Source organism: Pseudomonas sp. MYb13, assembly GCF_002980075.1.
GTDB lineage: Bacteria > Pseudomonadota > Gammaproteobacteria > Pseudomonadales > Pseudomonadaceae > Aquipseudomonas > Aquipseudomonas lurida.
This window is the reverse complement of sequence record NZ_PCQI01000004.1, coordinates 246,560-268,748: the sequence shown is the minus strand read 5'-3', so window position 1 is coordinate 268,748 and position 22,189 is coordinate 246,560. Positions and strand designations below refer to the sequence as shown.

22 protein-coding genes are annotated in these 22,189 nt (G+C 62.0%); 11 read left to right on the top strand and 11 right to left on the bottom strand.

Annotated elements, in window-relative coordinates:
* Positions 1 to 98 precede the first annotated feature (98 nt).
* The 6 genes from ccoG (at position 99) to hemN (ending at position 7,038) form a co-directional block, all read left to right on the top strand.
* The gene (gene ccoG / locus CQ002_RS10550) at positions 99 to 1,514 is read left to right on the top strand and encodes a cytochrome c oxidase accessory protein CcoG (RefSeq protein ID WP_034108151.1); all 1,416 of its coding nucleotides are present in this window, start codon (positions 99 to 101) and stop codon (positions 1,512 to 1,514) included.
* Positions 1,515 to 1,530: 16 nt separating this feature from the next.
* Positions 1,531 to 2,070 carry a FixH family protein gene (locus CQ002_RS10545; RefSeq protein WP_069077985.1) on the top strand — a complete coding sequence of 180 codons (540 nt, stop codon included), beginning with the start codon at positions 1,531 to 1,533 and terminating at the stop codon, positions 2,068 to 2,070.
* Positions 2,071 to 2,184: 114 nt separating this feature from the next.
* A complete protein-coding gene (locus CQ002_RS10540) occupies positions 2,185 to 4,635 on the top strand; it encodes a heavy metal translocating P-type ATPase (RefSeq protein ID WP_105162678.1) in 2,451 nt (816 codons plus the stop codon).
* Between the two features lie 22 nt (positions 4,636 to 4,657).
* The gene (gene ccoS, locus CQ002_RS10535) at positions 4,658 to 4,876 is read left to right on the top strand and encodes a cbb3-type cytochrome oxidase assembly protein CcoS (protein ID WP_034108158.1); all 219 of its coding nucleotides are present in this window, start codon (positions 4,658 to 4,660) and stop codon (positions 4,874 to 4,876) included.
* Positions 4,869 to 5,552, top strand: a complete 684-nt coding sequence (locus CQ002_RS10530; protein WP_105162679.1) for a sulfite exporter TauE/SafE family protein — start codon at positions 4,869 to 4,871, stop codon at positions 5,550 to 5,552. The genes ccoS and CQ002_RS10530 overlap by 8 nt, the downstream gene beginning before the upstream one ends.
* Positions 5,553 to 5,655: 103 nt before the next feature.
* Positions 5,656 to 7,038: an oxygen-independent coproporphyrinogen III oxidase gene (gene hemN, locus CQ002_RS10525; protein WP_105162680.1), complete on the top strand. Its 1,383-nt coding sequence runs from the start codon at positions 5,656 to 5,658 to the stop codon at positions 7,036 to 7,038.
* A gap of 6 nt (positions 7,039 to 7,044) precedes the next feature.
* On the opposite strand, the gene CQ002_RS10520 is transcribed toward hemN, so the two are convergent.
* The gene (locus CQ002_RS10520) at positions 7,045 to 7,401 is read right to left on the bottom strand and encodes a hypothetical protein (RefSeq protein ID WP_371919448.1); all 357 of its coding nucleotides are present in this window, start codon (positions 7,399 to 7,401) and stop codon (positions 7,045 to 7,047) included.
* 270 nt (positions 7,402 to 7,671) lie between these two features.
* Between CQ002_RS10520 and fnr the strand changes: the two genes are divergently transcribed.
* Both fnr and CQ002_RS10510 read left to right on the top strand, forming a co-directional pair.
* Positions 7,672 to 8,406: a fumarate/nitrate reduction transcriptional regulator Fnr gene (gene fnr / locus CQ002_RS10515; RefSeq protein ID WP_015885309.1), complete on the top strand. Its 735-nt coding sequence runs from the start codon at positions 7,672 to 7,674 to the stop codon at positions 8,404 to 8,406.
* Between the two features lie 91 nt (positions 8,407 to 8,497).
* Positions 8,498 to 9,046: an adenine phosphoribosyltransferase gene (locus CQ002_RS10510; protein ID WP_046035975.1), complete on the top strand. Its 549-nt coding sequence runs from the start codon at positions 8,498 to 8,500 to the stop codon at positions 9,044 to 9,046.
* Positions 9,047 to 9,161: 115 nt separating this feature from the next.
* Here CQ002_RS10510 and CQ002_RS10505 read toward each other — a convergent pair whose 3' ends face one another.
* From CQ002_RS10505 to dnaX, 5 genes are all read right to left on the bottom strand, one after another.
* Entirely contained in the window at positions 9,162 to 10,310 is a 1,149-nt protein-coding gene (locus CQ002_RS10505) for an acyl-CoA dehydrogenase family protein (protein ID WP_105162681.1), read from the bottom strand.
* 100 nt (positions 10,311 to 10,410) lie between these two features.
* Positions 10,411 to 11,013 carry a recombination mediator RecR gene (gene recR, locus CQ002_RS10500; protein WP_034108170.1) on the bottom strand — a complete coding sequence of 201 codons (603 nt, stop codon included), beginning with the start codon at positions 11,011 to 11,013 and terminating at the stop codon, positions 10,411 to 10,413.
* A 65-nt stretch (positions 11,014 to 11,078) separates the two neighbouring features.
* The gene (locus CQ002_RS10495; protein ID WP_034108171.1) at positions 11,079 to 12,113 is read right to left on the bottom strand and encodes an NADP-dependent oxidoreductase; all 1,035 of its coding nucleotides are present in this window, start codon (positions 12,111 to 12,113) and stop codon (positions 11,079 to 11,081) included.
* Between the two features lie 133 nt (positions 12,114 to 12,246).
* Positions 12,247 to 12,585 (bottom strand): YbaB/EbfC family nucleoid-associated protein, encoded by a 339-nt coding sequence (locus tag CQ002_RS10490; protein ID WP_003175481.1) that lies wholly within the window; start codon positions 12,583 to 12,585, stop codon positions 12,247 to 12,249.
* A 43-nt stretch (positions 12,586 to 12,628) separates the two neighbouring features.
* A complete protein-coding gene (gene dnaX / locus CQ002_RS10485; RefSeq protein ID WP_105162682.1) occupies positions 12,629 to 14,683 on the bottom strand; it encodes a DNA polymerase III subunit gamma/tau in 2,055 nt (684 codons plus the stop codon).
* 133 nt (positions 14,684 to 14,816) lie between these two features.
* Here dnaX and CQ002_RS10480 point away from each other — a divergent pair, with 133 nt between their 5' ends.
* Both CQ002_RS10480 and CQ002_RS10475 read left to right on the top strand, forming a co-directional pair.
* Positions 14,817 to 15,566 (top strand): ABC transporter substrate-binding protein, encoded by a 750-nt coding sequence (locus tag CQ002_RS10480; RefSeq protein ID WP_105162683.1) that lies wholly within the window; start codon positions 14,817 to 14,819, stop codon positions 15,564 to 15,566.
* Between the two features lie 58 nt (positions 15,567 to 15,624).
* A complete protein-coding gene (locus CQ002_RS10475; RefSeq protein WP_034108177.1) occupies positions 15,625 to 15,996 on the top strand; it encodes a VOC family protein in 372 nt (123 codons plus the stop codon).
* Here CQ002_RS10475 and CQ002_RS10470 read toward each other — a convergent pair.
* On the bottom strand, positions 15,910 to 16,869 hold the full coding sequence (locus CQ002_RS10470; protein ID WP_105162684.1) for a DMT family transporter: 960 nt from the start codon (positions 16,867 to 16,869) through the stop codon (positions 15,910 to 15,912). The two genes, CQ002_RS10475 and CQ002_RS10470, sit on opposite strands and share 87 nt — an antisense overlap.
* A 102-nt stretch (positions 16,870 to 16,971) precedes the next feature.
* Here CQ002_RS10470 and CQ002_RS10465 point away from each other — a divergent pair, with 102 nt between their 5' ends.
* Positions 16,972 to 17,838, top strand: coding sequence for a LysR family transcriptional regulator (locus tag CQ002_RS10465; RefSeq protein ID WP_034108181.1), 867 nt, complete (start codon positions 16,972 to 16,974; stop codon positions 17,836 to 17,838).
* Positions 17,839 to 17,869: 31 nt separating this feature from the next.
* On the opposite strand, the gene CQ002_RS10460 is transcribed toward CQ002_RS10465, so the two are convergent.
* The 4 genes from CQ002_RS10460 to CQ002_RS10445 all read right to left on the bottom strand — a co-directional run bounded on the left by CQ002_RS10460 (position 17,870) and on the right by CQ002_RS10445 (position 22,079).
* The gene (locus CQ002_RS10460; RefSeq protein WP_105162685.1) at positions 17,870 to 18,460 is read right to left on the bottom strand and encodes a hypothetical protein; all 591 of its coding nucleotides are present in this window, start codon (positions 18,458 to 18,460) and stop codon (positions 17,870 to 17,872) included.
* Between the two features lies 1 nt (position 18,461).
* Positions 18,462 to 19,508, bottom strand: coding sequence for an N-acetylmuramidase family protein (locus tag CQ002_RS10455; RefSeq protein ID WP_105162686.1), 1,047 nt, complete (start codon positions 19,506 to 19,508; stop codon positions 18,462 to 18,464).
* A 157-nt stretch (positions 19,509 to 19,665) separates the two neighbouring features.
* Positions 19,666 to 21,627 carry a hypothetical protein gene (locus tag CQ002_RS10450; protein WP_069077994.1) on the bottom strand — a complete coding sequence of 654 codons (1,962 nt, stop codon included), beginning with the start codon at positions 21,625 to 21,627 and terminating at the stop codon, positions 19,666 to 19,668.
* A gap of 20 nt (positions 21,628 to 21,647) precedes the next feature.
* Positions 21,648 to 22,079, bottom strand: a complete 432-nt coding sequence (locus tag CQ002_RS10445; RefSeq protein WP_034108522.1) for a hypothetical protein — start codon at positions 22,077 to 22,079, stop codon at positions 21,648 to 21,650.
* Positions 22,080 to 22,189: the final 110 nt, after the last annotated feature.

Genomic DNA, 22,189 nt, shown 5'->3' with positions numbered 1-22,189 from the left:
CACCGGGGGCGTATCATTAGGCCACTGCAACACCCCTAATTTGACCCCGGTTGGCACGTACTGGCCGAGGCAAATCTCCACCGCCGTGGGATGCAATGATGAGCAACCAAATACCGGTACACGACGTTACCCCGCCTACCAAAAACGCGAGCCAATCCGTCGACCTCTACGCGTCACGAGAGAAAATCTACACCCGCGCCTTCACCGGCCTGTTTCGTAATCTGCGCATGCTGGGTGGTGCCGGCCTGTTCCTGCTCTACTTCGGCACGGTGTGGCTGAACTGGGGCGGCCACCAAGCCGTGTGGTGGAACTTGCCGGAGCGTAAGTTCTTTATTTTTGGCGCGACGTTCTGGCCCCAGGACTTCATCCTGCTTTCGGGCATCCTTATTGTTGCGGCATTTGGCCTGTTCTTCATCACCGTGTACGCCGGTCGCGTGTGGTGCGGTTACACCTGCCCGCAAAGCGTGTGGACGTGGATCTTCATGTGGTGTGAAAAGGTCACCGAAGGCGACCGCAACCAACGCATCAAGCTCGATAAAGCGCCGATGGGTGCCAACAAATTCCTGCGCAAATTCAGCAAGCACACCCTGTGGCTGCTGATCGGTTTTGCTACGGGCATGACCTTTGTCGGCTACTTTTCGCCGATCCGCGAACTGGTGTTCGACTTCTTCACCGGCCAGGCCGATGGCTGGTCGTATTTCTGGGTAGGTTTCTTCACCCTCGCCACCTATGGCAACGCCGGCTGGCTGCGCGAACAGGTGTGTATCTACATGTGCCCGTATGCGCGTTTCCAAAGCGTGATGTTCGACAAAGACACCCTGATCGTCTCCTACGACCCGCGCCGTGGTGAGGTCCGTGGCCCGCGCAAAAAAGGCACTGACTACAAGGCCGAGGGCCTGGGCGATTGCATCGATTGCACGATGTGCGTGCAGGTGTGCCCGACCGGTATCGACATCCGCGACGGCCTGCAGATCGAGTGCATCGGCTGCGCGGCCTGTATCGACGCCTGTGACAACATCATGGACAAGATGGAGTACCCACGCGGCCTGATCAGCTACACCACCGAACACAACCTGTCGGGGCAGAAAACCCACAAGCTGCGTCCTCGCTTGATCGGCTACGCCCTGGTATTGCTGACGATGATCAGCCTGTTGGTGGCGGCCTTCTTCATGCGCTCGCTGGTGGGTTTCGATGTGAGCAAGGACCGTGTGCTGTACCGCGAAAACGCCGAAGGCCGGATCGAAAACGTGTACAGCCTGAAGATCATGAACAAGGACCAGCGTGACCACACCTACGTGCTCGACGCCGCCGGCCTGCCCGACCTCAAGTTACAAGGCCGCCGCGAGATCAAGGTGGCTGCCGGAGATATCGTCAGCATGCCGGTGGAGCTGTCGAGTGCGCCGGAGCAATTGCCGTCGAGCACCAACGAGGTGAAATTCATCCTCACCGATGCCGATGACGCCAGCGTCCACATTGAAGCCAAGAGCCGATTCATCGGCCCGCAAGTTCGTTAATCAAGAGAACCGAACAATGTCCGTAGCAACTGCCGCAAGCCCTTGGTACAAGCACCTCTGGCCCTGGATCATCATCGGGATCCTGGCCTGCTCGGTGACGCTGACCCTGTCCATGGTCACCATTGCGGTGAATAACCCGGACAACCTGGTCAACGACAACTACTACGAGGCCGGCAAAGGCATCAACCGCTCCCTGGACCGCGAGCTGCTGGCCCAGACCCTGCAATTGCGCGCCAAGGTGCACCTGGATGAGCTGACCGGTGAAGTCGAGGTGAACCTCACCGGCAACAGCAACCCGACCACGTTGGAATTGAACCTGATTTCCCCGACCCAGCCACAGAAGGATCGCAAGATCAACCTGGCCCGCAGTGACAGCGAACCCGGCCGCTACATTGGCCAGGTCACCGACAAGGTCGAAGGTCGGCGCTTCGTCGAATTGCTCGGTGTGGAAGGTGATCGTACCTGGCGCATGTTCGAGGAAGAACGGGTCAGCCACGACAAGGACTTGCTGCTGGGTGATGAGCCGTTGCAAGGCGCCGAAGACCTGAAGAAGTAAAAAGCCTGCGCTTCGCGCATCGCGGCCAGGCCCGCTGCCACACTGGATCACGGTCCCTGTGGGAGCCGGGCTTGCCCGCGGTGAGGCCCTAACAGCCGACTAAGATCCATAGCCATGACCAGCCCAACCCCCTGCTACCACTGCGCCCTGCCCGTCCCGCCAGGCAGCCGTTTCACCGCAGTGATCCTCGGCGAACACCGCGAGCTGTGCTGCCCCGGCTGCCACGCCGTGGCCGAAGCGATCGTGGCCGGCGGCCTGGAAAGCTATTACCAGCACCGCAGCGAAGCCTCGGCCAACCCCGAGACGCTGCCGGTGCAACTGGTGGACGAGCTGGCGCTGTATGACCGCGCCGATGTGCAAAAACCCTTTGTGCGCCACGACGGCGAACTGGCTGAAGCCACCTTGCTGATGGAAGGCATCAGCTGCGCCGCCTGCGGCTGGCTGATCGAAAAACACTTGCGCCGCCTGCCCGCCGTGGCCGAGGCCCGGCTGAACCTGTCCAACCATCGCTTGCAGGTGCGCTGGGCGGACGGGCAGCTGCCGCTGAGCCAGTTGCTCAGCGAGTTGCGCCATATCGGTTACGCCGCGCATCCCTATCAGGCGGACCGCGCTGCCGAACAACTGGCCAGTGAAAACCGCCTGGCCCTGCGTCAATTGGGCGTGGCCGGCCTGCTGTGGTTCCAGGCCATGATGGCGACCATGGCCACCTGGCCGGAATTCAATATCGACCTGAGCCCGGAGCTGCATGTGATCCTGCGCTGGGTGGCGATGTTTCTTACCACACCCATCGTGTTCTACAGCTGCGCACCGTTCTTCAAGGGCGCCCTGCGCGACCTGCGCACGCGCCACCTGACCATGGATGTCTCGGTGTCATTGGCCATTGGCGGCGCCTACCTGGCGGGCATCTGGACCGCGATCACCGGCGTCGGTGAGTTGTACTTCGATGCAGTGGGCATGTTTGCGCTGTTCCTGCTGGCCGGTCGTTACCTTGAGCGCCGGGCCAGAGAGCGCACGGCCGCCGCCACCGCGCAGTTGGTGAACCTGCTGCCCGCCTCGTGCCTGCGGCTCAAGACCGATGGCCAGAGTGAACGCATCCTGCTCCCGGAACTGGTGCTGGGTGACCGCGTCCTAGTGCATCCGGGCGCCGTGCTGCCGGCGGACGGGGTGATCCTCGACGGCCAATCGAGCATCGACGAATCCCTGCTCACCGGTGAGTACCTGCCACAACCGCGCCAGACCGGTGACGCAGTCACGGCGGGCACGCTGAATGTCGAGGGGGCCCTGACCGTCGAAGTGCGTGCCTTGGGCCATGAAACGCGATTGTCCGCCATCGTGCGCCTGCTGGAACGGGCCCAGGCCGAGAAACCACGCCTGGCGCAGATCGCTGACCGCGCCGCGCAGTGGTTCCTGTTGTGCTCGCTGATTGCCGCCGCCCTGATCGGCTTGCTGTGGTGGGAGCTGGACGCGTCACGGGCGTTCTGGATTGTGCTGGCAATGCTAGTGGCGACCTGCCCGTGTGCATTGTCCCTGGCCACCCCCACCGCCCTCACCGCCGCCACCGGCACCTTGCACAGACTCGGGCTGCTCCTGACGCGTGGTCATGTGCTGGAAGGGCTGAACCAGATCGACACGGTGATTTTCGACAAGACCGGCACCCTCACGGAAGGACGCCTGTCGTTGCGCGCCATCCGCCCCTTGGGCGCGTTGAGCACTGACCTGTGCCTGAGCCTCGCCGCCGCCCTGGAACATCGTTCCGAACACCCGATTGCCCGCGCCTTTGGCCGCGCACCGCTGGTCGCCGATGAGGTGCTCAGTTCGCCTGGGCTTGGCCTGGAAGGCCGCGTGGGTGAGCGTCTCCTGCGCATTGGTCAACCGGGTTTCGTCTGCGCACTCAGTGGCTGCCCGATTCCCGCAGCGCCGGAGGTCTCTGGCCAATGGCTGCTGCTCGGCGACCGCGAAGGCGCCCTGGCCTGGTTTGTGCTCGATGACCGCCTGCGCTGCGACGCGCCCGCATTGCTGGCCGCGTGCAAGGCGCGCGGATGGCGCACGCTGCTGCTGTCCGGGGACAGTTCGCCGATGGTCGCCAGTGTCGCCGCTGAGCTGGGGATCGATGAAGCCCACGGCGGCTTGCGCCCCGATGACAAGCTGCAGGTGCTGCAACGACTGCACAAGGAAGGCCGCAAGGTGCTGATGCTCGGCGACGGGGTCAACGATGTGCCGGTACTGGCCGCCGCCGATATCAGCGTGGCCATGGGCACGGCCACCGACCTGGCCAAGACCAGCGCCGACGCGGTGTTGCTGTCCAACCGCCTGGATTCCCTGGTACAGGCTTTCACCCTGGCGCGACGCACCCGCCGGGTAATCATTGAAAACCTGCTGTGGGCCGGGCTGTACAATGGCCTTATGCTGCCGTTTGCCGCCCTGGGCTGGATCACCCCCATCTGGGCCGCGATCGGCATGTCCCTCAGTTCGTTGACCGTGGTACTCAACGCCCTGCGCCTGACTCGCCTGCCGAGCGCGCCGGTGGCCCGAGCCCCTTCAGTAACCCGCCCGCTGCCGGCTTGAACCGCGTGGGCATGGAGTGCAGATGCCAGCTTTATACGTGATGATTCCGGCGGCGCTGCTGTTAGTGGGCGTGGCCATCTACATCTTCTTCTGGGCAGTGGACAGCGGCCAGTACGACGACCTCGACGGCCCGGCCCACAGCGTGCTGTTCGACGACCAGGACCCTAACCATCTGGCCGCCATCGACGAAGCCAACGACGCCGAACACCCGCCCAAGCCCAAAGACCCACCCCATGCTTGAACTGTCGCCGCTGCTGGTCTCCGCACTGATCCTTGGCCTGCTGGGCGGCGGGCATTGCCTGGGCATGTGCGGCGGGTTGATGGGTGCACTGACCCTGGCGATCCCCAAGGAACAGCGCGGCCGCAGGTTTCAACTGCTGCTGGCCTACAACCTGGGGCGCATCCTCAGTTATGCCGCGGCCGGCGTGTTGATCGGCTTGGCCGGCTGGGCGGTGGCGAACAGCCCGGCGGCGATGTTCATGCGCGTACTGGCCGGGCTGCTGCTGATCAGCATGGGCCTGTACCTCGCCGGCTGGTGGAGCGGCCTCACCCGTATCGAAAGCCTCGGGCGCGGCCTGTGGCGCTATATACAGCCCGTCGCCACCCGTTTGCTGCCGGTGTCCAGCCTGCCGCGCGCATTGCTGCTGGGCGCGCTATGGGGCTGGTTGCCGTGCGGGTTGGTCTACAGCACGTTGCTGTGGGCGGCGAGCCAGGGCAATGCACTGGACAGCGGGTTGCTGATGCTGGCATTCGGCTTGGGCACCTGGCCGGTATTGCTGGCGACGGGCTTGGCCGCCGAGCGGGTGACGGCGCTGCTCCGCAAACGCAGCGTGCGGGTGGCTGGCGGCTTGCTGGTCATACTCTTCGGTATCTGGACGTTACCCGGGCCGCACCAGCACTGGTTGATGGGCCACTGAATCGCCCTGTGGCATAGCGCCGCTCCCCGTTGATGCAAATCAACATGCCACCTGCGGCGCGCGCCTAGACTCGGCCCACTAGCCTATCCGGGGGAACGCCCGCATGCTCGACGCCATTCGTTGGGACGCCAATCTGATTCACCGCTACGACCTCGCGGGACCGCGCTACACGTCCTACCCCACCGCCGTACAATTCGACAGCCAGGTCGGCACGTTCGACCTGCTCCACGCCCTGCGCGACAGCCGCAAGGCCGTAAGGCCCCTGTCGCTGTATGTGCATGTGCCGTTCTGCGCGAACATCTGCTACTACTGCGCCTGCAACAAGGTCGTCACCAAGGACCGTGGCCGCGCCCAGGCCTACCTGCAACGCCTGGAGCAGGAAATCCAGCTGGTGGCCTGCCACCTCGACCCTAAACAGCGGGTGGAACAGCTGCACTTTGGCGGCGGCACCCCGACCTTTCTCAGCCACGACGAACTGCGCCAGGTCATGAACTGCCTGCGCCAGCATTTCAACCTGCTGGACAACGACTCCGGCGACTACGGCATCGAGATCGACCCTCGCGAGGCGGACTGGGCCACCATGGGCCTGCTGCGTGAGCTGGGTTTCAACCGCGTGAGCATCGGCCTCCAGGATCTCGACCCCGAGGTGCAACGGGCCGTCAATCGCCTGCAAAGCCTGGAGGAAACCCGCGCGGTGATCGATGCGGCGCGCACCCTGCAATTTCGCTCGATCAATATCGACCTGATCTACGGCCTGCCCAAGCAAACGCCGATCAACTTCGCGCGCACCGTGGAAGAGGTGATCAGACTGCAACCGGACCGCTTGTCAGTGTTCAACTACGCCCACCTGCCGGAGCGCTTCATGCCCCAGCGGCGCATCAACACCGACGAACTGCCGTCCCCGGCGTCAAAACTCCTGATGCTGCAAACCACCATCGAGCAACTGACCCAGGCCGGCTACCGCTACATCGGCATGGACCACTTCGCCCTGCCGGACGACGAGCTGGCGGTGGCCCAGGAAGAAGGCACCCTGCAACGCAACTTCCAGGGCTATACCACGCACGGGCATTGCGATCTGATCGGGCTCGGGGTGTCGGCGATCAGCCAGATCGGCAACCTGTACTGCCAGAACAGCAGCGACCTCAACGGCTACCAGAACACCCTGGCCGGCGCACAGCTGGCCACCAGTCGTGGCCTGGTCTGCACCACGGACGATCGGTTGCGACGGGCGGTGATTCAGCAGTTGATCTGTAATTTCAGCCTGGCATTCGAGGCGATCGAGCAGGCCTTCACCATTGATTTTCGCGGCTACTTTGACGACATCTGGCCGCAACTCGAGGTCATGGCCCAGGATGGCCTGATCGAACTCGACGCCCAGGGCATTCGTGTGCTGCCGGCTGGGCGGTTGCTGGTGCGTTCGGTGTGCATGGTGTTCGATGCCTACCTGGAGCACCAGAACAGGCAGCGATTTTCACGGGTGATTTGAGGGCAGTTACTTCATTGCCAGGGCAGCGGTCTTAGCTGCGTCGTTGACAGTCATGTCTTTCATCGCCTTAGTCAAGGACGCCTGAACGCCAGTCAAGCTCGCTTGCAACGCGCTCAACGCACTTTGCAGACCGGAAAGCCGGGCTCGAACCTGATCAGGACTGAGGTTTTTATCAGCCAGTAGCGCAGCCATCTCAGCCTGCTTTTCGGCAATCTGCTTTTTGATCTGACGAATCATCTTCAGCAGATTCTTGATGTTATCCGACAGGCCGCTGTCGTCGATATCGCTGTTGGAGGTTTTCTGATCCGCCGCAGCTTTCATCGCCGCACCGGAAATCGTAACCGGCACACCTTCGGCCTGCATGGCATCGCTCGGCGGTGTCGACGCGCTGTTGGTCTTGTCTGCCACCGTGTCCTTTTGAGGCTGTGTCGCAGCAGGAATACGAATACTTGAAGGATTTATACCACTGATGGAAAGCATGATCCGAGCCCTGGATTATTGAGGTACACGTCTGTATCGACCCTGATACAAAAAGCTTTATACCGCTGCCGGTTTTTTGTACACGCTGGCCTCAGCGCCCCCCGGTGCGTTACCCTTACGTCTTATGTGTGTTTTCCCACAAGGATCTAAGAAATGTCCGAGCCAGTTAAACTGCGCGCTCACAGCCAGGCTCATTGCAAGGATTGCAGCCTGGCCCCCCTCTGCTTGCCACTTTCGTTGAATTTGGAAGACATGGATGCGCTGGACGAGATCGTTAAACGCGGTCGCCCGCTGAAAAAAGGCGAGTTTCTGTTTCGCCAGGGCGACAAGTTCGATTCCGTTTATGCAGTACGTTCGGGTGCGCTGAAGACATTCAGCCTGAGCGACGGCGGCGAGGAGCAGATCACCGGGTTCCATCTGCCCAGCGAACTGGTGGGGTTGTCGGGCATGGACACCGAGATTCACCCGGTGTCGGCCCAGGCGCTGGAGACCACCTCGGTGTGCGAAATACCCTTTGAGCGCCTGGACGAACTGGCGCTTCAATTGCCGCAACTGCGCCGCCAGTTGATGCGCGTCATGAGCCGCGAGATTCGCGATGACCAGCAAATGATGCTGCTGTTGTCGAAAAAAACCGCCGATGAACGCATCGCGACCTTCCTGGTCAATTTGTCGGCGCGGTTCCGTGCCCGTGGGTTCTCGGCCAATCAGTTCCGCTTGAGCATGTCGCGCAATGAAATCGGCAACTACCTGGGCCTCGCGGTAGAAACCGTGTCCCGCGTGTTTACCCGCTTCCAGCAAAACGCACTGCTGGCCGCCGAAGGCAAGGAAGTGCATATCCTCGACCCGATCCAGCTGTGCGCGCTGGCGGGTGGTTCGCTCGAAGGTTAAGAGAGCGGCGGGGCCCGGCACCTGCGGCGCGCCAATCGGCGAGGCCGCAGGTATACTTCGAGTCCGTTTCCAGCCCCAGGACTCTTCGACGATGACCTTCGATTCGTTCGACATCAAATCCCTGATCCGCCCTGTCATCGACTTCCCCAAGCCTGGGGTGATCTTCCGTGACATCACCCCCCTGTTCCAATCGCCCCGCGCCCTGCGCCTGGTGGCGGACAGCTTTGCCCAGCGTTATGTCGAAGCCGATTTCACCCATATCGGCGCGATGGATGCGCGCGGTTTCCTGATCGGCTCGATCATCGCCTATCAACTGAACAAGCCGCTGATCCTGTTCCGCAAGCAGGGCAAGCTGCCAGCGGACGTACTGGCCGAGGGTTACCAGACCGAGTACGGCGAGGCCTTCCTGGAAGTGCATGCTGACAGCCTGTGCGAGGGCGACTCGGTATTGATGTTCGATGATTTGATTGCCACGGGCGGCACCCTGATCGCGGCGGCGAACCTGGTGCGGCGCATGGGGGCAAAGATCTTCGAAGCGGCGGCGATCATCGACCTGCCGGAGCTGGGGGGGTCGCAACGCCTGGAAGACATGGGGATTCCGACGTTTTGTTTGACGCAGTTTGCATTGACTGAACGGTAAGGGTCGCCAGGGCTGGCCTCATCGCGGGCAAGCCCGCTCCCACAGTTAACGGTGTTCATCAATCAAACTGTGGGAGCTGGCTTGCCTGCGATGAGGCCCGAAAGACCAGCAAGGATTACAACCCCATCTGCTTACTGATGATCTCGTTCATCACCTCCCGCGTCCCCCCGCCAATCGACAGGATGCGGTTATCCCGATACAACCGCTCCACCAGGTTACCGCGCATATAACCCTGCCCACCGAGGATCTGCACGGCGTCGTAGGTGACGCGATCAGCGGTGTCGGTGGCGAGGTTCTTGGCCATGGAGATCTCCTTGATCACGCTGATGCCGGCGGCCATTTTTGCCGCCTGCCGGTAGGTGAATTCGCGGGAGACTTCCACGGCGGTCGCCATCTCTGCCAGGCGATGCTTGATCACCTGGAATTTGCCGATGGGCTTACCGAAAGCTTCGCGCTGGGTGGCCCATTTGAGACTTTCCTCCAGGGCCAACTGCGCGGTCATGTTGGCCATCAGGGCCAGGGCCAGGCGTTCGCTCTGGAAGTTGCCCATGATGCAGGCAAAGCCCATGTTCTCAGCGCCGATCAAATTGCCTACGGGCACCCGGCAATCGTCGAAGAATAATTCAGCCGTGTCCGACGCCCACCAGCCCATTTTCTTCAACGGCTGGCCCACGGTGAAACCGGGGGTGTCTTTTTCGATCAGCAGCAAGCTGATACCGGCAAAGCCCGGCCCGCCAGTACGTACGGCCACGGTGTAGAAATCGGCGCGGATACCGCTGGTGATGAACGTCTTGTTGCCGCTGACGCGGTAATGGTCACCGTCGCGAATGGCGCGGGTCTGCAGGCTGGCCACATCGGAACCACCGCCCGGTTCAGTGACCGCCAGGGCGATGATCTTCTCGCCCGACAATACCTGGGGCGCCACACGCTCGCGCACCTCGGGCCGGGCCCATTTGACGATCGGCGGCAGGCCGATATCCAAGGAGCCCAGCCCCGCCACGACACCGCCCGAGCCACAGCGCATCAACTCCTCGCTGGCGGCCACCTTGGCGAACAAGTCACCTTCATGGCTTCCTCCCAGGGCTTCGGGATAACCAATACCAAGGATCCCCGCCGCGCCGGCCTTGAGGTACAGCTCCCGCGGGAAACTGTGCGCCTCCTCCCACTGCTCGATGCCCGGCAACATCTCGCGCTCGACAAAGCGACGCACGCTGTCGCGGACCAATTGGTGGCTGGGGTCGAAGTAGTCCTGATAGGCAGACATCGGCAAGCTCCATGGCGAGATGGCGCGAACTTACCAAGCGCTTGCTTGGTTATCAACCCCCCTACAAAACCCGCCGCCCACCTGTGTGTTGCCGTGTTCTTTAGAGCGCGATCGGTTTACGTCCGGCAAAGGAATGCGCCAGCGTCCCACCGTCCACCATTTCCAACTCGCCACCTAGCGGTACGCCGTGGGCAATGCGCGAGGTGATCAAGCCTTTGTTGGTCAGCAATTGGGCGATGTAATGCGCGGTCGCTTCACCTTCCACCGTCGGGTTGGTGGCCAGGATCACCTCGGTAAACGAGCCCTGTTCTTCGATGCGAGCCACCAGCTGCGGAATGCCGATGGCTTCAGGGCCCAGGCCGTCCAACGGCGACAGGTGGCCCTTGAGCACGAAGTAGCGCCCGCGATAGCCGGTCTGCTCGACGGCGTAGACATCCATCGGCCCTTCCACTACGCACAGCAGCGTGTCGTCACGGCGCGGGTCGGCGCATTGCGGGCAGAGTTCTTCCTCGGTAAGGGTGCGGCACTGGCGGCAGTGCCCTACCCCGGTCATGGCCTGGCTGAGGGCCTGGGCCAACCGAGTGCCGCCACTGCGGTCACGCTCGAGCAATTGCAGCGCCATACGCTGGGCGGTTTTCTGACCCACGCCCGGCAATGTGCGCAGGGCGTCGATCAGTTGGCGAATCAGGGGGCTGAAGCTCATGGGCAATGGTCCGACAAAACAACGAGACGCGGTTTATACCCGCGCCCCGGATTAGCGTCAAATCCTCAATCCTGCGCGACGCGCACCACCAACTTGCCGAAGTTGCGCCCTTCCAGCAAACCGATAAAGGCTTCGGGCGCCTGCTCGAGGCCGTCCACCACGTCTTCGCGGAACTTGATCTTGCCGTCCCGCACCCACGGCGCCATGGCGCTGAGGAACTCGGGCTGGCGGTCACCGTAGTCATCGAAGACGATAAAGCCCTGGATGCGCACTCGCTTGGTCAACAGCGTGCGCTGCAGCGCCGGCAAGCGGTCAGGCCCGCTGGGCGCTTCGTGGGCGTTGTACCCGGCGATCAGGCCGCACAGTGGAATGCGCGCCTTGGGGTTGAGCAGCGGCACCACCGCATCGAACACCTTGCCGCCGACGTTTTCATAATAGATATCGACGCCCTTGAAGCACGCCAGGGCCAGGTCATCGGCAAAGGTCGCGCTCTTGTGGTCGACGCAGGCATCGAAGCCCAGTTCGTCCACCACATAGCGGCATTTCTCGGCGCCCCCCGCGATCCCGACGACGCGCAGGCCCTTGAGCTTGGCCACCTGCCCCACCACTGAGCCCACTGCGCCGGACGCGGCTGCCACCACCAAGGTTTCCCCATCCTTGGGCTGGCCGATGTCCATCAGGCCCATGTAGGCGGTCATCCCCGGCATGCCCAGCACGCCCAAGGCCATTGACGGGCTGGCCAGCCCATTGGGCACGGGCATCAGGTTGCGACCATCGGAAATGCTGTGGCTTTGCCAGCCGGTAGAGCCGACCACCAGGTCGCCCACTTCGAATTTTGGATTACGTGACTGCTCGATACGGCTGACAGCCCCGCCGGTCATCACCTCGTCGATCTCCACCGGGGCTGCGTAGGACGGTGCATCGCTCATACGTCCACGCATGTAGGGGTCGAGGGAAAGGTACAGGGTTTTCAGCAGGACCTGGCCGTCTGCGAGCTCCGGCAGATTGACGCGCTCCAGGCGGAAATTCTCCGGGGTCGGTGCGCCTTGGGGGCGTGAAACCAGGACAATGCGCTGGTTCAGGGTCGGTTCTTGAGGCATGAAGGGGCTCCTTTATCGAATGCGTCGGTATAGGGTGCAGACCATGCGTGACGTGCCAGGGTTCGATCCAATTGGCACAAACAAAAATGCCAGGCACAAGGCCTGGCATTGGAGTCTAGCTAACGCTCACCCATCAGAACGGCAGTTTCATGCCCGGTGGCAGTTGCATGCCAGCGGTCACGCCGCCCATTTTTTCCTGGCTGTTGGCTTCGATCTTGCGCACGGCGTCGTTGACGGCCGCGGCGAACAGCGCCTCGAGCATTTCCAGGTCATCTTCGCCAACGCCTGGCAAGACGCTTGGGTCGATGCTCACGCGCTTGATGTCGTGACGACCGGTCATCACGACGCTGACCATATCGCCACCTGCTTTACCGGTGACTTCGGCGTTGGCCAGTTCTTCCTGCATCTTGGCCATCTTTTCCTGCATCTGCTGTGCCTGCTTCATCAGGCCGGCCATGCCACCTTTCATCATGGGAATCACCTCAAAAGTACGTGGATCAATTAATAGCCCGGTTTCATGACGCCTGGGGCACCGGGGCTTCGACAGGTTCAATAGTATCGTGACGGACGACCGCACCGAACTGTTGCATCATTTGCTGGATGAGCGGATCACCCTGGATCGAATCCTCGGCCTCACGCTGACGGTTGATACGTCGACGAGTCGCGGCCTGGGCCGGGGTTTCCTGCTCGGGCTTGATCAGCTCGATGGTGATGGTCAGCGGGCGCTCATGGTACTGGTTAAGCGCATCGTTGAGGCGGCGCTGCTGGGTGGCGTTGAACAGGGCGCTGTGGGCCGGGTCCAGGTGCAACAGCCAGTGGTCGCCCTCGATGGAGATCAGTGTGCAGTTGGCGGCGATGCTGCCGGTCATGCCGGAAATCGGCAATTTGGGGAACAGGTCCAGCCATTGCAGGGCCAGGCCGGTGGCCGGGGCTGCAGCGGGTTCCGCCTCGGGCTCGGGGGCCGGTTCGGCGGTGTGTTCGCTGGCCAGGTCGTCCAGGTAGCTGTAGGCGGAATCCATGTCCGGCTCGATGTAGTCTTCGTCCAGCGGCGGTTCGTCGTCGAGGTCGATACCCGGCGTGGCGGCTTCCACCTGAGCCACGGTGGGCTCGGGAACCGGTGCAGACACCCACTCGGGAGCATCCGGCACTACGCTGTCCGGGGTAGGCGTGGGCATCGGCGTCAGTTCGGGCTGCTCACCGCTGGTTTCCAGCACAGGCTCCACGGCCGGCGCCAACTCGACGTCGACGTCCGCCTCTACCGGATCATTCCAGGGCAGGTCGACGACCGGCTCAGGCTCACTCGCCGGCTCAGGCTCGACCACTGGCGCAGCAGCGACAGGCTCAGGCTCAGCCAGCGCAGCGACAGGCGTCGGCGCAGCCGCCACTGGCGCAGCCACTGCCGCGCCAGCCACTGGTTTGGCGGAATCAACTGTGGCCTGGCTGATCCCCACTGGCTTTAGCGGCTGTCTCGGCGCATCGGTCGCGTCAGCGGGCCGGAAGGCCAGCATTCGCAGCAGCACCATTTCGAAGCCCCCGCGCGGGTCGGGCGCCAGGGGCAGGTCGCGGCGACCAATCAGGCCCATCTGGTAGTAGAACTGCACATCTTCGGCCGGCAACGCCTGCGCCAGGGCCAGCACGCGGTCGCGGTCGCCATGGCCGTTGTCGACCCCTTCAGGCAGGGCCTGGGCGATAGCAACGCGGTGCAGCACATTGAGGATTTCCGAGAGCACGCCATTCCAGTCCGGGCCTTGCTCCGACAGGTGACGCACGGCTTCGAGCAACGCCTTGGCGTCGCCTTCGATCAGCGCGTGCAACACGTCGAACACCTGGCCGTGGTCCAGGGTCCCGAGCATGGCGCGCACGTCGGCGGCCATGACCTTGCCTTCACCAAAGGCGATGGCCTGGTCGGTGAGGCTCATGGCATCACGCATCGAGCCATCGGCGGCGCGGCCGAGCAACCACAGTGCGTCGTCTTCGAACGGTACGTTCTCGACACCCAGCACGTGGGTCAAATGCTCGACAACCCGCTCGGGGGTCATGTTTTTCAGGGAAAACTGCAGGCACCGCGACAGAATCGTTGCAGGAAGTTTCTGCGGATCAGTGGTGGCCAGGATGAATTTGACGTAGGGCGGCGGCTCTTCCAGGGTTTTCAACAAGGCGTTGAAGGAATGGCTCGACAACATGTGCACTTCGTCGATCAGGTAGACCTTGAAGCGGCCACGGCTGGGCGCGTATTGCACGTTGTCGAGCAGCTCGCGAGTGTCTTCGACCTTGGTACGGCTCGCGGCGTCGATTTCGATCAGGTCGACAAAGCGCCCTTCGTCGATTTCCTTGCACACCGAGCACGTGCCGCACGGTGTTGACGTGATACCGGTTTCACAGTTCAGGCATTTGGCGATGATGCGCGCAATGGTGGTCTTGCCCACGCCCCGGGTACCGGTGAACAGGTAGGCATGGTGCAGCCGTTGGCTGTCCAAGGCATTGATCAGAGCCTTGAGCACATGGGTCTGGCCGACCATTTCGCGGAACGAGCGCGGACGCCATTTACGTGCAAGAACCTGATAACTCATCGAAAACCGTCGCAACTGGGAAGCGGGAGCCGGTAATGCTAGCGGAGCAAGGGGGAAATTGCATCCGGCACGCTCGCCTAATCTGACTAAGCTTGCGTGGTTGGCCCCAAAAAGGCCTGAACCCGGAGTGTGTATGCGCGTAGTCCTGGGCGCTTTATGGATGATCACCTCGGCTTGCCTCGCAGCGCCTGCACCGTTGCGCTTCTCGGTTTCCGACAGTTGGGCCATGCCCATGGTGCAACTGGAAGACGGCCGGCCTACCCAGGGTATTTTGTATGACCTGATGTTGAGCCTGGCCACCCAGGTCGGTCGACCGGCGCAATTCCATGTACTGGCGCGGGCGCGTATCGCGGGCGCCATGCAGCACGGCGACATCGATGTGCGCTGTTATGTCACCCAGGCCTGGGTCGACAACCTGTCCGGGGATTACACCTGGAGCCTTCCCTTGATGGTGCAGCGCAACCTGTTGGTCAGCACCCACATTCCCCCGCAGCCGGTGCAGGTCGGCAAACTGGCGCCACAAGCCATCGGCACGGTGCTCAATTACCGCTATGCCACCCTCGAACCGCTGTTTGCCAGCGGCCAGCTCAGCCGCGACGATGCCCGCAGCGAAGAGCAGGTGCTGCACAAACTGGTGGCTGGGCGCTTCAAGTTTGCCGTGACCAATGAATGGATCCTCGACCGCTTCAACCAGCGGATGCCAGTGGGCAAACGGCTGCACAAGGTCGCGGTGATCGATGAGCAGAACCTCGGCTGCACCGTGCGCAATGACCCGGACGTGCCGGTGCAGCAAATCCTGCGCACCTTGCTGCGGATGAAGATGTCGGGCGAAATCGACCAGATCATCCAGCTCTACACCGGTGAGACTCCTGACAGGAACTGACAGCACCGCCTTATAGACTCGGCTCCCTCAATCAAACGAGCGTTCCCAAGGAGCCCGCATGAACACCGTCGCCCATTACTTCCTGCTGTACGTGGACAGCCCGGCCACCAGTGCCAACTTCTATAGCCGCCTGCTGGACAAGCCGCCGGTGGAGCTCAACCCGACCTTCGCCCTGTTCATTCTCGACAATGGGGTAAAGCTGGGGCTGTGGTCGCGCCATACCGTGCAGCCAGCGGCCCGGTTCACGGGCGGTGGCGGTGAAGTGGGGGTGTCCCTGGCCAACCAGGCCGCCGTGGATGCCTTGCACGACCAATGGGTCGAGCGCGGCGCGACAATCATCCAGTCACCGACCACCCTGGACTTCGGCTACACCTTTGTCGCCCAAGACCTCGATGGCCACCGGTTGCGCGCATTCTGCCTGAGTGACTGACCGCCAGCGCCCTTCCAGGCTGATGGCGGCGACACTGGCCAACACGATTACGCCGCCCAGTGCCACTTGCAGGGCGATGTGCTCGCCCAGCAGCGTCGCCGCCATCGTCATCGCCACCGGCGGGATCAGGTACATCGCCACCGACGCGCGGCTGACCTCGACGTGTTTCAACACATACCCCCAGGCCAAGTAGGCCAGGGCGCTGGGGAAAATCCCGAGCACCAGCACCGCGAGGTTCTCCGACAACGGCGCCTGCATCACGGCGGCGGGCAGGCCCGGCAGGTTCACGCACAGCATCAAGGTGCCCGCCCACACCATGTAGCACGCCATCGTCAGCGGGCTGTAGCGATGGGCATAGTGTTTCTGGATGGCGAAATACAGGCTCCAGGACACCGCCGCCAGCAGGATCAGCAAGCCGCGCGGGTCGATGTCACCCACGCCGTGATCGCCCCAGATCACCACCAGTACGCCGAGCAACCCCAGCAACACGCAGCTCCAGCGCCACAGGCTGACCCGCTCCTTCAAGCAGAAAAACGCGATCAGCACGCTGAACAGCGGCGCCGATTGCGCCAGCACGCTGGACGCCGCCGCCGTCACGAATTGCTGGCCGTAATTAAGGCTGGTGTGGTGCAGGAACACGCCGAAAAAACTCAGCACCAGCAGCCACGGCAAATCCCGCAGGCGTGGCCGGCCGATGCCCAGCACCAGTGCCACGCCGGCCATGAACACCGAGGCGATCAGAAACCGCAGCAACGCAAGCTGGCCGGGGCCGTAGCTGTGCAGCCCCATGTGCACGCCAATCGGCGAATAGGCCCAACAGAGGATGACGCTGGCGATGACTAGCGTAAGCTTCAGGGGTGACGGGGTATTCATCGACGGCATCCACGCACTGAGAAGGAATGCCGTCAGTCTTGGCTGGGGCAAGGCCCAGGACAATTAACCGTTTCTGACTTCTGAAATCACTGGAACTGAGCAATGGAACTGGCCCAACTGAAAATGGTGCGAGCCGTGGCACAAACCGGCAGCGTGGCCCAGGCCGCCGTGCAATTGCATTGCGTGCCGTCCAACATCACCACGCGTATCAAGCTGCTGGAAAACGAGTTGGGCACACCGCTGTTTATCCGCGCCGGGCGTGGGCTGGCGATCAGTGCTGCCGGTGAGATCTTCCTGGAATACTGCGAACGCATCCTGGCGTTGGTGGACGAGTCCAAGCGCGCCGTGGACGCCAACGCCATTCCCCGTGGCACCCTGCGTATCGGCGCAGTGGAGTCCAGCGCCAGCGGGCGCCTGCCGCCGCTGCTGGCGGAATATCACCGGCGCTACCCGGATGTCAGCCTGGAACTGGTGACCGGCGCCTGGGGCGAACTGCTCGACGATCTGCAACACCACCGCCTGGACGTGGCGCTGGTGGCTGCCGGCAACAAACGCGCGAAGCTCGAACACAGCGTGGTCTACAGCGAACGCCTGGTGCTGATCGCCAGCGCCTCGAGCGAACCGATCCATAGCGCCGAAGACCTGGCCGGCCGCACCCTGCTGGTATGGCCACCCGGCTGCCCCTACCGGGCGGCGCTGGAGAACTGGGTCAAGCCCCACGCCTTCAAGCCGACCATTGCCAGCTATGCCAGCTGGGGCACGATCATCGGTTGTGTCAGTGCAGGGATCGGCGTGGCGCTGGCGCCGGAAGGCATCCTGGCCCGCTATGAACAGGCCAATCAGCTGGCGTCGTACCGCTTTGAGGAACTGCAGGCGGTGGACAACCTGCTGTTCTGGCACAAGGACACGCAACGGCACCTGGCGCGGGATGCGTTTGCCGGATTACTGCGCGAAACATTCGGTGGATGAAGACCCGCTCGCACATTTAGATTTTTATCGTTCAGCGCTTGGGAGCTGCCAGCCGCGCGTACTGATCCTGGCTGATCCATCCGGTAAACGAGCGATCATCGGTATTGATGAACTCGACCTGGGCCCAGCCATCCTTGAATGCCAGCACACCGACCACGTCATTCTTGACGATGTACGGACGCTTGGCGGCCTTGGCACTTGGATTTTTCAGCAGGTATGCCTTGTCGGCTGAGACCTTGACCAGGCCGATCCATTTTTTGCTGGCGGTCTGGGTCAGGTCCAGGCCGGTGGCAATCTCCGGCATCAGCACATTGAGGCAACCCGGATGCTGACGGCCTTCTGCCACGGTCAGGGTCACGCCATCGGACGACGGTGCCACGCTGCCGGGGTAAGCGTCGTCGAGCCACGTGGTCAGCGCGGCGGGCGGGCCTTGCAGGTAGAACGCGCAACCGCGGGTCACGCCCTCGCCCATTGTTTGCGAATAGTAGCCTTCGACCTGGTGCTCAGGCGTCACCGCCAGCATCAGCTCTTCGTATTTGCCCGAATGCAATGCGGGTGACCCGGCAAAGGCAGGCGCAACGGCGCACAACGACAACACACCCAGTGCTAGAAAACGGATCATCTTATTTTTTCCCTTCAAGTTTCTCGTAGGCTTTTTGCATAAGGACGTCATAGTTGCCGTAGTCCTCGCCGTTATAGTTACGGGCCATGCCGGTAAAATCCTTGCTTTTCATGGCTTTCATCAACGCCGGGCTCTTGCTGCAAAACCCGAGGAATGCCTTTAGTTGATGACCGGCATTCACTTTTAATGCCGCAGAGAATTCAAACACTGTCTTGTAACCGCAGGAGGCGTAGTTGAACCCCATGATCTGAAACATGCCCCACGACGCCGACATCAACGCGGCTTCCTGATCCAGGGCAAAGGCAGTGGCCATGGTTTCCCAGGCCTTGGCCTGGTCCTTGTTATTGGTCTGCCACTGCGGCCCGGCCTTTTTCTTGTAGGGGTACGACAGCAGCGGGTGCGCCTGGTCGTAAATGTGTTTGGTGTACTTGCGAAACAGGTGCCCCTCGAACGCGATCACCGGCAACTTGGCCGGCCCGAAGCCGGAACGCCCTCCGGATTCCACGGTTGCAAACGCCTTGATGATATTCACCGAAACGCCATTACCCAACTGTGTGGCGGCATTCTGGAAGTCGGTCTCGCTCAGGGTCATGCCCCCATCGCACGTGGCCTGGAGCATCAATTGGCGGTTGCGCTTCTCGGCCTCGATCATCGCCCGCATGCGGTCCAGGTAGACATTGACCGTGGCCTGCACCGCATCCCCCTGATTGTTGCCGAACGCATTCAGGAAGGTCGGTATGCGCATGCTCGGGAAGGCTTTGACCGGCACCTTCACCGCCTCCTCGATCAAGCTGTTGAAGGTTTTACCGGTAGGGTCGATCACGCCATCGGGGTGGGCGTATTTGAGATGGCGAAACTGGTACTGGCTGATGCACTGCACCAACTGGCCGTCGCACTTGCCGTTTTCGGCCAGCGGAAAACCCAGCTTGGGAATGATCAGATTGAATAAATACTGGATGCACTGCACATCGGCGGGCAAGTTGCGGGCTTTACCGGGCGCGCCTACCGAAGCACTGATAAGACGGGGCAACCCTTGCAGGCTTTTCATCACAGACATCCTTGTTAGTTAAAGAAGTGGTGGCACTTCAATATCAACTCCCTCCCCTTGTCATACTCTGAAACAAGTGGCTGGCGGAAACTAACAAGGTAGTTTTGGGTTGTCCAGAGCGACCGGTGAAAGTTGTGAAACAGCCGAATTAATTGACTCAGTAACCGTGGAATTCCCGGGTTTTCTGATATTTGTGGAAATCAATCCACTCGACCACATCGTAAGGCAGGTAAAGCTGCACCCGCGCCCGTGAGATGGCGATGTAGACCTCGCAGAGTCGTTGGTCGAACGCGTAGGCATCCTTGAACTTCACGTTGGTGAGCAACTCGGGTGTCAACAGCACCCGATCGAACTCCATACCGCCTGCCTCTTCCGCCCGCATCAGCAGGCAGCGCTTGCCAGGGACGCCACCCAGGCGGTTCAAGCGTGTGATATCGGCCACGTTGAAGCCTTTTTCCAGCTCACTCTCCACCCACAGGAACGCCTCATCGAACTGGCTGGCATCACGCACCTGCTGCCAGTCGTCCAGGTCGCTGAAATACGCGTGTGGGCCATTGTCATTGTGCTCGTTGCTGTAGAACTCCGGCTTGAACAAGGCGATGACGCTGATCATAAAGCGTTGCAGATCCTGCTGCGCCGCGCTGTCGGGGAAACCGAACGGGCAATTGGCTTGCTGCAACTGGATCGCCCACTTCATGGTGTCCCAATAGGACGCGGTCAACACCACGCAGCCTTCCGGTGGCACGAAGCCCTGGGGGTAGTGTTCGATGCCGACGTCGGCATCCCGCGCGCCTTCGAAGGGCGTCTTGCACTTCTGCGAATGCACACTGATCAACGGGTTGACCAAGCGCTCGACGTTGCGGCCCGAGCGCACGGAATAACTGATGTCCGTGTGCCGGACCTCACGCTTTCTGCGGACCATCACACCGCGGGCCAATTGGTATTCATCGCCGAGGGTAATCAGCACCTGGCGGCCGCGCTCGATAATCTGCAGCAGCGACGGCGGGATGTCCTGGCTTTCATCGATCAACACGTGGGTGTACCGGGGCGGCACCACACAGCCTTCAAGGCAGGCGCGCTTGATCAGCCACAGCGCCGCGAAGGCGGTCTGGCCGGCCCATTGCGGGTTGGCCTCCAGGTACGTCCACAAACGGCTGGAATACTCCAACAGCGCCTGGGCATCCACGCTGGACAACGGCTGTTTGAAATGCGGCAAATGCCTGGCCGACAGACTGTGATGGCTGGAATGGCAGTAGCTTTCGAGCACCTTCAGGCAGATATCGAGTGTTGCCGCGCCATCGTGCCCCCGCCAGCCATGGATATTAAGGGCCTGGGACACTTCGTGTTTACCGGGCAACCTGGCCGGCGTGTTCTGCGCGCCGGGTCGTGGCCCCTGCAACAGGGCCTTGGCGAAGGCGGCAAAGGTCGAACCGGCCTTGCTGTCTTTCGCCAGCCCCATACGCTCGCGCAGCGTCGCCAGTTTTGCCCCGGTACGCGCCAGCACCAGGGTCTGCGCGGGGCGCAGGCACTCCATCAAGGCGCCGAGCAGGTGGCTTTTGCCAATGCCCGCGTAGCCTTGCACATGCAGGTCTTCGTTCAGGTTGGCGCGAAACGTCCGCACCAGTTTGTCCTGGGCCGGGCTGAGCCAGCGTTCGCGGTGACGGGGCGTGATCATCTGCTGGCTGAACGGGTCATTGCTGCGTAGATGCCGAACTTTGTAGCCGATATCCCATTTGCCCGAAGGCAGCAGGTATTCCCGCGCCGCGACTTCTTCAGCCGACAGCAGCCGCAAGTTGACGGTCTTGAGTGCATTGAAACCGAAGTACAGCTTGCGCGGATCGAACAGCCGCTGGGCTTCGGACAGCAACGTCGCGGCGCCCCCAGGCTGCGCGTCTACCGCCCAGTCGATCAGCTTGGTCAGGATGCGCTCGGCGCCGGCGCACGTCAGGTCTTTTTCCGCGGCCTGGGCGAGGTTCTGGATGACCAGCACGGCGGCCAGCTCCGGGTCCGTGAGGCCGGCCAGGGCCTTGGCGCCGTCCACCCCGAGCAGGGCCGTGCAGGTTTCATCCGTGACAGGCAGGAAGACAGGGCTGGATAAATCAAAGTGTTCCGGTTGCATAGTTCCTCACAGCCAGGAAATCAGGGATTGCCCTGACCACCCAGCTCAAACCGATATTCTCCAAGAGAGCCTGACATACCGCCGCCATGGGGACGCGCGCTGGGCGTAGAGACCATCGCCGTGACCTGCTGCTGGAGTTCGAAGACCGCCATATCGAGCAGCCTGCGCAGGTCCTCGGCACGGTGTGCGGCCACATTCAATTGCAGCGTATAACCACCAGCAAGAGGCGGCGGCGCGGGCTCGGCGGGCGATGCGGGCTCATCGGCCACGTCGGTCGCACGGATCATTTGCGCCTCGCTGAGGATCTCCGCGTGCTCGTCATCCATGAGGTCCAACACCCTTGATAACTCCAGGGTCTGTTCAGGGTGCGATTGGATGCGATCCTTGATTTCCAGGCGCCGCATCTGCCATTCCCGCAGTTTTTCGCGAGTGAGGTCGTCGACTTTTTCCACGTGTGCTGTCTCCGGATGCCAGGCACTGGAGTATGCCGCCATGGGCTGCCTGATGGCAGATGGCGTGAAAGCATTTTTGAATTGATAGTGAAGAGGTACTGCAAGAAAGA